Here is a 7,373-nt window from a genome sequence, read left to right on the forward strand (position 1 = left end):
AGAGGAGGAAGCAAGAATCAGAGAAAACCCATGGGCACGAACTTCGGAGATTTTGAAAAGAGTTTTTGGAGCATCTTGACAGTTCGCTGGTAATAATCCTCAATAAAAAAGATGGAAGATGTTTAATAAAAACATCTTCCATCTTTTTTATGTGGGTAATATCGGGTGTGTATAGCACAAAATCATATTGCACCTAACGGCATTAATGAACAAAAAAACTGCCCATCCCAATTAGAGCCGTTGAAAAAACGATTAAAAATAGTCCAAAATACAACATTCTCATCGTTGATTTGCTTACACCTTTCCATTCATTATAGAATAATCCCCAAAGTGTCCCTACCAAAATAATAAATGCCATATGGAGTGTCCAAGATGCAAAATCAAGTGATTTTCCTAACTTTGACTGCCCCATTCCATAAAAAAAGAATTGAAAATACCATGTAACTCCTGCCAACAATGCCCATAAATAGTTCGTTTTCAACGGTGTTTCTTTATTAAGATAATCTCCAAACGATTTATTTCTAAAATTTAAAATCATACACCAAATAAAGTTTGTTAAGAAACCACCCAAAAGAATGACTGGCAAAATTGCATTGTTCTTGAAAAGTGAGTCAGTACCATTTGCTTCAGCATGAGCTGCGATAGGAGCTCCAGCGGCAAGTCCAAAAGCAAAGCAAGCACTCATAATTCCACAAAAAGTTCCAACCAATAAACCCTTTTTCAAATCAAATTCTTTGATAGATTCTTGTTTTGCTTCTTGATCAAGTTCTTTTTCTTTCATCATTCCTGCTTTACCACAAACAAAAATACCTATTACACAAACCAAAACACCTGATAATGTTACTTGACCTGAACTTGTAGAAATTAACTCTCCGAATCGTCCTTCGTAAATGGGTGGGATAAGTGTGCCAAATGCTGCACAAAAGCCTAAAGCAACTGCAACTCCGAGCGAAACGCCTAAATATCTCATGGTTAGACCATACGTTAGCCCACCAAAACCCCACAAGATTCCAAAAAGTACAGTATAAAAAATTGTCTGACTATCGGCAGCTTGAATGCTTGGAATAAGATTTACGACAGTTAAATAACCAAAAATCCAAGGGGCTAAAATCCAAGAAGCAATTCCTCCAATAATCCAACCACTTTCCCACGACCATTTTTTAATGTTTTTAAAAGGAATGTAGAAACTTCCTGAGGCGAAACCACCCAAAAAGTGAAAAATAATACCCAAAAGTGCATTCATTAGTGTTTAGGTTAAGTTTAGAGTTGTTGTTTATACAAAAAGAGTGATGCTTTATATCAAAATAATACTAAAATCAAAAATATCCCTTCCTGTACTCTCACGCAAGTTATGGGGTCAAATATTTTTAGTTCTCAATTTATCACAATCAAATTGAACTTTCTAAGGTAAAAACCAATTTCTTAATAGTACCTGATATTGTAAAATTTTATGAACAAATCTGAAATTAATTTTTCTGTCGAACTTGACAGCAACCGAATTCCCGAAAAAATATTCTGGGACGCTACCGAAAATCCAAATGAGGGAATCAATGAAAGTAGAGCAATTGCCATAAGTGTTTGGGATCATTATCACCGTGGACTTCTTGGAATCAATCTTTGGACAAAAGAAATGCCCGTCGAAGAAATGAAACATTTTGCGGTAGATATTGTAGGAAATGTAGCTCAATTAGTTGCCGATGCAACAGGAGATAAAAAAATGATTGAGATTTTAGAAAGCACTTGTCGTAGTTTGAAGAGACACATTGATGAGGAAGAGAAAAAAAATCCTGCGGTTTGAGTAGGCAGCAATAATACTTCTGAATTCTAAATTGAAAGAAAAACTCTTTTCAAAATATAAAAAAAGGGTACTGAATTCTGAGAAAAAGAAACTCAGAATTCAGCACCAAATCAGCGAATCGCCCATATAATCAAAATTAAATTATTTTTTTGGAGTAATAATTTTAGTCCAAGTTAATAACTTAATTACTGGATAAGTTGGGTCAATTTCATACCATTTCTTAGCAAAATTACTCGACATTGGGTGTTTATGGTGGTTATTCTGAAATAATTCGCCCATCATTAACACATCAAAAATCAATGAATTTTTTGATTCGTCATGGTTATCAAAATTTTGGTATCCATATTTATGTCCACTCCAATTGACAATTGCTCCATGAATTGGCCCCATCAAAAAATGGATTGGTAACAAAAAGAAAAATCCCCAATGTACATCAAAGTACATAAAACCAATCACATAAAAAGCAATATAACTAATACCCCAAACTAAACGAGAAATCCAGTTATCACCAATTTTGTCTATAATATTCCATTCTGGTAAATCTTTCTCAAAACGCTCTTCAATTTTAAATTTATAGTTCAATAAAGCCCTATAGATTTCTTTTGTTTTCCACATCATCGTAAACAGGTTTTCGGTGTGGTGAGGCGAGTGCGGGTCTTTTTCGGTATCGCTGTAGGCGTGGTGCATACGGTGCAATATTGCGTAAGAACGTGGATTCAGAAATGAAGATCCTTGTGTAATATAAGTAAACAAGTAAAAAAAACGCTCCCAAAACTTATTCATTGTGAACATTTTATGAGCAGAATATCGGTGCAAAAAGAAAGTTTGACTAAACAAAGACAAATACCAATGCCCGAAAAAAAACGATAACGCAACAACCATTATTAATTATTTTTTGAAAGTGAATAATATTTGTAAAATGCAAATATAACAGTCAAACAATAAACTAAAGTGTAATGTTGCCTTGTTTTAGTGCTATTTTGAAAGTTCTTTAAAATGTACAAAATACTCCCATTGAATTGTACAATTTCAATAATTTGTAAAGGCATACTGCACTAAATTGGCTCCCATTTGTAATGCTTTCTGACGAGACTCTTCGGCGTCATTATAAACGCCCCTATCTTCCCAGCCATTACCCAAATCACATTCATAACTAAAGAAGCTAATCAATTTTCCTTGCCAAATCAAACCAAACCCTTGTGGAGGTAATCCATCGTGTTCGTGAACCTTGGGTAAACCAGTTGTAAATTTATATTTTTGCTGATAAACAGGATGGGAAAAAGGTAATTCCACGAATTCTAATTCTGGAAAAACTTTTTTCATTTCCCGACGAATATATTTATTTAGTCCATAGTTATCATCAATATGTAGAAACCCACCCGAGATGAGGTATTTTCTTAGATTTTGAACTTCTCCGTCGCTAAAAACAACATTTCCATGCCCTGTCATGTGAATGAAAGGGTATTGAAATATATTAACATCGCCTACTTCAATGATATCTTCATCTGGAAAAAGATTCATTTTTAGGTTTTGATTGCAGAACTTAATCAAGTTAGGCATTGAAGTTTTATTGGCATACCAATCTCCGCCACCACTGTACTTTAATTTGGCAATTTTAACAGTTGGTTGCTGTGCAAATATGTTTGCCCCAAATAATAAAAAGAGAGCTAATATTATATTTTTTTTCATTTTACAATAAATTAATAATTGTACAAGCTACTACACCTGCTGTTTCTGTCCTTAATCTTGAATTTCCGAGGGTAACTACCTGAAAACCAGTCTTTTGTGCTTCAATCACCTCGTTTTTAGCAAAATCACCCTCAGGCCCAATTAATAAACAATAGGAAGCGTTAGGTTTTAACGATTTAAGCAAAGGTTGGGCATTATCGGTAAGGTGTGCAATCAGTTTTTGGTTTTGATTTACTGTCTTTAAAAAGACTTCAAAATCGACTAACTCATTTATTTTGGGCAAATAGGCTTTCAAAGATTGCTTCATTGCCGAAATAGCAATTTTTTCGAGACGCTCAGTTTTCTGAAATTTTCGCTCCGAATGTTTAGTTAGAATTAGTGAAATTTCATCAATACCAATTTCAACACATTTTTCAATAAACCATTCGATTCGGTCTGCATTTTTGGTCGGGGCAATCGCAATATGGAGGTAAGCTTCTCTTTTTTGAAAGTCTTTCTGTTCCGAAATAATACTAAATTCACATTTCTTGTCGTGAGGTTTTGTAATTTCACATTCATACAAACCACCTATTCCGTCAACTATATGTATAATATCTTTAGCGTTTTTTCGCAATACTTTCACACAATGACGTGAATCCTCTTCATTAAGAAAATGATGAGATTTTTCACGAGTGGTGTTCCGAATTTCAGGTTGGTAAAAAAGAAGCATTATTTAGTTATTCTTGCAACCCCCAATTTCTGCTGTGAAATTACTTCCAACTACAGCATCAAAACCGTGGTTCAAATCAATTGATTTTTTAGCCTCCAAAGTTAGTTGTTTTGTATTACTTATCGTAACGATTGCAGCAATAGAAATATTTGCCCCAACATAAGAAACATTAGGAAATGTCTTCAAATTAATGTTTTCAAGACATTTGAGCGTAATTTCTTTTATTCCTGATTTTGTAGAAGAAGCGTTTTCAGCATAAATACGGTAATAATACTTTTTGTCTAAACTTACTTGTGTATCAAAATAATTATCGCCGTTAACTGTGCTAATCTCGCCAAAACTATCTGAATTATCAACCGAACGCTCAATGTGGTACTTGGTTTGACTATTACCATTCCAGCTGAGTTTTACCATAACCTCTTCGTTTGCAAAAAGTGTTAGTTTAATCGGCGTATCTGGTGGAATAACAGGACCATCTCCCCCAATCACAACATTATCAAAGCTAAAAGCTCTCATACCTAAAGCATTTTTAAAATGACCCCCATCATAAACTTGCGAACCAAAATTACCGTAAGAAGATGGCAAATAAGAAACAAATTTGGTATTTTCGGCATTTGCTACGGTCAAATAAATTTTATTACCAATAGCTTCACCTGATTGTACGACATCATTTTTACCATCAATGTATATGAAATTCTTTATTTGATATAAAAAACCATTAACTGAAGTATCTTTTGGATAGACCATTTGCATGGTATTATCAAATTCTAATACTAATTTATTATTTTCCCAAAAAGCTCTTTTTAAATCGGGCGAATAAACTTGCTCAGATAAATTATCATTATAAACTTCTTTACCTACTATCCTTGAAAGCTCGAAAGCAGTTTGGCTATACCCCGCCAAAGTATAGTGAAGTCCATCATATCCTATGGTCCCTACTGTACTCATCGTTGTTATTTTTGGGTACAAATATTTGGTTCGTCTTTGAAAATCACGTAAAGACGCTGCCTTGCTATTGTTAAGAGTAAGAATATTAACTTGCGTATTATATAATTTTGTAAGGTTTGGAAAATCTATAACTAAGTTTTTGTAAAGTTTGTCAAACTCGGCAGCATATCCTTGCGATTCGACTGGATAGGAACCATCAGTTTCTCCATGACGAAAAATTATATATTTGATTTGATTTCTTAAATCGCTAAAATCAGTTCTTAAAAGCATTTTGCCATAATCAGTATTTTTATCTGTTGGATTTGATGAGTTTCGGTCATTTAAGACCTTAATATTTGACCCACCAACAGAAGCTTGAATTACCCCAACAGGATACTCATATTTGTTACATAAAAAACGCATAAATTCCATTGCTCCTGTGCCAGGCCAATGGAAAGTTTCAAAAGGCAAAAACCATTCACTATCTCCATTATCATAATTAAAAGTATCGAAATATCGAATAAGCGGATTTGATGCAGGTCTATAAGTTTCAATTCCGCCTGTACCCAAAGCGTTCGATTGTCCATAAATCAGGAAAATATCTCCACCAGCAACTTTGGTAACAGATTTCATTTCTCTTGTACCATCCAAATAAAGTTTTACAGTGTAGTCATATTTGCCAGCTTTAATTTTAGGAGAAAAATCAAAGGTTTTTGAAGCATCTAAATTAATAGTATTTTGATAAAAAATATTTCCACCTTGCAAAATTATCAATGTAACAGATGAATGACCGTTTTCATTAACGATTCCTTTAACAGCTAAAACTGCCTCATTCTGGTTATCTCTCTGTAATACTTGATTGTTTTTGGGGAATTTTTGATAGCTTATTTGCGTAAAACCTCGGTGCCAACTTATTGTAAGAAGGCTAAACAGTAGAAAAAGGCAATATTTTGAACAGAATTTTATTGACACAGTATTCTTTTGTAATCTAAATATAACTAGGAAATAGAAAAAAACGTGCCAAATATGTTTTTTACAATTAAAAAAACAAAAAAGCTTGATACTTTCAGAAAAATATGCCGCACTTTCAAGCAAAAAGCTACTAATTAATCAATTAAGTAGTTGTTTTTAAATAATCGACAATTTGTAATTAGTAAAATGCTTGATTTTACTAAAATTAATTTTCAAATTTTTACCAATATCATTTATAATGTTTTCAATTGCATCAGTAAGGGAATTAAAATCTAAATAATCTTGTGCTTTGAGCCATCGGTATTTAATCATCCGCCATAAAGTTTCGATTAAGTTGAGATGAGGACTATATGTTGGTAAGAAAAATATATAAAGGTCATTTTGCTTCCACTCTTGAATTTTGTTTTTGAATTCATCTGAATGATGAATCGTTGCATTGACTGGGCGTCCCCATCAGTACAACAACTGTTTTTTGCGTAATTATTTCAGCAAAATCATCTAAAAAGGCAATTACTAAATCAGCACAAATAGTTCCTGTCGTAGAATAGGCTTGCAAATGATTGTCTTTTGAAAGTAATCCAAATACATTAAGTCTTTGGCTCTTTTTAGGTACAATTTTGATATATTCACCTTTGGGTTGCCAGCCATAAGGAATACATGGGTCAAGCGAAAATCCAGATTCATCACCATAATAAATTTTAAGATAACCACTCTCTTCTAATGAAAGCAACTGACATAACTCATTAACTATGGATTGATATTTTTCTGGGTCTTGGCATTTTTTTATACATTTACGAAAACGTCGCCACCTATAACCTAATTTTTTTTTATAAATTTTTTAACTTGAGCTTTTGATAAATTTAGCCCCCATTTTTGATTTATTTGTAAGCAAACGGTGTCTAATCCTTGAGGATTTAAAGCAATTTGTTCCTTTATGTCTTGCATTAACGTGTCAGAAACCGTGGATAAATCAGCTTTTCGTCCACGACCAGTAACAATTTGCAAGCCGACTATACCTTTGTCTGTCCAATTGGAAAACCATGTTCCTATGGTGTTAATACGTGTTTGGAATAAAGCGGCAATACTTTTTATATCGTATCCTCTATTGCTTAGCAAAAGTGATTCACAGCGTGTGCGAAAATGAGATTTTGGATGATTCTTCACTGCTTGTTCCAAAGTAAGAACTTCCTCAAATGTCAATTTAATATATTTATAGCCCATGAAACAAAGGTATAAATTTAAAAGTAATTTGTCGATTATATTATTTTAACTACTTAA

The 7,373-nt window shown here is 33.2% G+C and carries 10 protein-coding genes; 2 read left to right on the forward strand and 8 right to left on the reverse strand.

The features are described from left to right. A partial coding sequence (locus tag ACH2CJ_RS18760) for a DUF4197 family protein (RefSeq protein WP_394995240.1) occupies positions 1–79 on the forward strand: 79 nt, incomplete at its 5' end. Between the two features lie 123 nt (positions 80–202). On the opposite strand, the gene rhaT is transcribed toward ACH2CJ_RS18760, so the two are convergent. After that, positions 203–1,243, reverse strand: a complete 1,041-nt coding sequence (gene rhaT / locus ACH2CJ_RS18765) for an L-rhamnose/proton symporter RhaT (protein WP_394995218.1) — start codon at positions 1,241–1,243, stop codon at positions 203–205. Positions 1,244–1,450: 207 nt separating this feature from the next. Between rhaT and gldC the strand changes: the two genes are divergently transcribed. Then, a complete protein-coding gene (gene gldC / locus ACH2CJ_RS18770) occupies positions 1,451–1,798 on the forward strand; it encodes a gliding motility protein GldC (RefSeq protein WP_394995220.1) in 348 nt (115 codons plus the stop codon). Positions 1,799–1,939: 141 nt separating this feature from the next. Here gldC and ACH2CJ_RS18775 read toward each other — a convergent pair whose 3' ends face one another. The 7 genes from ACH2CJ_RS18775 to ACH2CJ_RS18805 form a co-directional block, all read right to left on the reverse strand. Beyond that, entirely contained in the window at positions 1,940–2,680 is a 741-nt protein-coding gene (locus tag ACH2CJ_RS18775) for an acyl-CoA desaturase (RefSeq protein ID WP_394995222.1), read from the reverse strand. A gap of 147 nt (positions 2,681–2,827) precedes the next feature. Next, positions 2,828–3,487 carry a DUF4159 domain-containing protein gene (locus ACH2CJ_RS18780; protein ID WP_394995226.1) on the reverse strand — a complete coding sequence of 220 codons (660 nt, stop codon included), beginning with the start codon at positions 3,485–3,487 and terminating at the stop codon, positions 2,828–2,830. A 1-nt stretch (position 3,488) separates the two neighbouring features. Beyond that, on the reverse strand, positions 3,489–4,196 hold the full coding sequence (locus ACH2CJ_RS18785; RefSeq protein WP_394995229.1) for a 16S rRNA (uracil(1498)-N(3))-methyltransferase: 708 nt from the start codon (positions 4,194–4,196) through the stop codon (positions 3,489–3,491). 3 nt (positions 4,197–4,199) lie between these two features. Continuing rightward, complete coding sequence (locus tag ACH2CJ_RS18790; RefSeq protein ID WP_394995231.1) at positions 4,200–6,095, reverse strand: sialate O-acetylesterase; 1,896 nt, start codon at positions 6,093–6,095, stop codon at positions 4,200–4,202. A 156-nt stretch (positions 6,096–6,251) separates the two neighbouring features. After that, positions 6,252–6,524, reverse strand: a complete 273-nt coding sequence (locus ACH2CJ_RS18795) for a transposase (RefSeq protein ID WP_394995242.1) — start codon at positions 6,522–6,524, stop codon at positions 6,252–6,254. Next, positions 6,508–6,825 carry a transposase gene (locus ACH2CJ_RS18800; protein WP_394995234.1) on the reverse strand — a complete coding sequence of 106 codons (318 nt, stop codon included), beginning with the start codon at positions 6,823–6,825 and terminating at the stop codon, positions 6,508–6,510. Before ACH2CJ_RS18800 ends, ACH2CJ_RS18795 begins: the two co-directional genes overlap by 17 nt. 86 nt (positions 6,826–6,911) lie before the next feature. Beyond that, on the reverse strand, positions 6,912–7,316 hold the full coding sequence (locus tag ACH2CJ_RS18805) for a transposase (RefSeq protein WP_394995237.1): 405 nt from the start codon (positions 7,314–7,316) through the stop codon (positions 6,912–6,914). Positions 7,317–7,373 lie beyond the last annotated feature (57 nt).

This window comes from Emticicia sp., from assembly GCF_043780375.1.
In the GTDB taxonomy this organism is placed as follows: Bacteria; Bacteroidota; Bacteroidia; order Cytophagales; family Spirosomataceae; genus Emticicia.

Bases quoted from the DNA above. Each gene is read 5' to 3' on its own strand.
- rhaT (WP_394995218.1), bottom strand. From the start codon at position 1,243: ATGAATGCACTTTTGGGTATTATTTTTCACTTTTTGGGTGGTTTCGCC.
- gldC (WP_394995220.1), top strand. From the start codon at position 1,451: ATGAACAAATCTGAAATTAATTTTTCTGTCGAACTTGACAGCAACCGA.
- ACH2CJ_RS18775 (WP_394995222.1), bottom strand. From the start codon at position 2,680: ATGGTTGTTGCGTTATCGTTTTTTTTCGGGCATTGGTATTTGTCTTTG.
- ACH2CJ_RS18780 (WP_394995226.1), bottom strand. From the start codon at position 3,487: ATGAAAAAAAATATAATATTAGCTCTCTTTTTATTATTTGGGGCAAAC.
- ACH2CJ_RS18785 (WP_394995229.1), bottom strand. From the start codon at position 4,196: ATGCTTCTTTTTTACCAACCTGAAATTCGGAACACCACTCGTGAAAAA.
- ACH2CJ_RS18805 (WP_394995237.1), bottom strand. From the start codon at position 7,316: ATGGGCTATAAATATATTAAATTGACATTTGAGGAAGTTCTTACTTTG.